The following is an 846-nucleotide window of genomic DNA, read 5'->3' as shown; positions in this document are numbered from 1 at the left end:
TTAGATGTTTCAGTTCAGCGGGTTCCCTCCGTACAGTTATGTATTGGCTGTACGGTACTAGAGGTCTTCTCTAGTGGGTTTCCCCATTCAGATATCTGCGGATCAACTCGTATTTGCCAATCCCCGCAGCTTTTCGCAGCTTATCACGTCTTTCTTCGGCTCTCAGTGCCTAGGCATTCACCCTATGCTCTTATTGCTTAACCAATTCTCCACTTGATCGCTCAAGTGTCGAGATACTAGCGTGTATCTCTTTTCTGATTGTGAAGAAGATTTCTCTTCTTACTCTCGATTGTTTGTACAAGTTTTACCTTGTACCCTCGGATGTCTTACTCTATTTACTAGAATAATTATTTCTTTCGGATATTCACTTATCAATGTACATCGCAGCTTTCACTGCGAATGGAGATAAAGGGATTCGAACCCTTGACCCCCTGCTTGCAAGGCAGGTGCTCTCCCAACTGAGCTATACCCCCAAAGCTTTCGCTTTTGATTTTCAAAAAAATGTTTGGCACCCACCTATCTTCCCGTGCCGTTACCAGCAAAGTATTTTCGGCCGCTTAAGTCTTAACCGTCGTGTTCGGGATGGGAACGGGTGTTTCCCCTAAACGCATCAGCACCAAACAAAATTTAACATATTTAATTTTTACCTTTCAAGGGTTTTCTCCGGCATCGGATAGCCGTCGAAAACTTTTCTTCGAAAAGCAAACTCTTCGAATTTACCTTGTACACACCAAGTTTTCTTTATGAAAACTCGGCGTTTCAAAAATCGAATAACACACAAACCCCTACTTTATCCTTAGAAAGGAGGTGATCCAGCCGCACCTTCCGATACGGCTACCTTGTTAC

Annotated in this window: 1 tRNA gene and 2 rRNA genes; all 3 read right to left on the bottom strand. The window is 43.4% G+C overall.

Annotated elements, in window-relative coordinates:
- A 23S ribosomal RNA gene (locus tag HMPREF9624_RS11330) occupies window positions 1-204 on the bottom strand; the annotation flags it as partial.
- Between the two features lie 196 nt (window positions 205-400).
- A tRNA-Ala gene (locus HMPREF9624_RS11325) sits at window positions 401-473 on the bottom strand.
- A gap of 30 nt (window positions 474-503) precedes the next feature.
- Window positions 504-621, bottom strand: a 5S ribosomal RNA gene (gene rrf, locus HMPREF9624_RS11320).
- Window positions 622-846 lie beyond the last annotated feature (225 nt).

Source organism: Oribacterium asaccharolyticum ACB7, assembly GCF_000238075.1.
Lineage (GTDB): Bacteria > Bacillota > Clostridia > Lachnospirales > Lachnospiraceae > Oribacterium > Oribacterium asaccharolyticum.
This window is presented reverse-complemented; position numbering and strand designations above follow the sequence as displayed.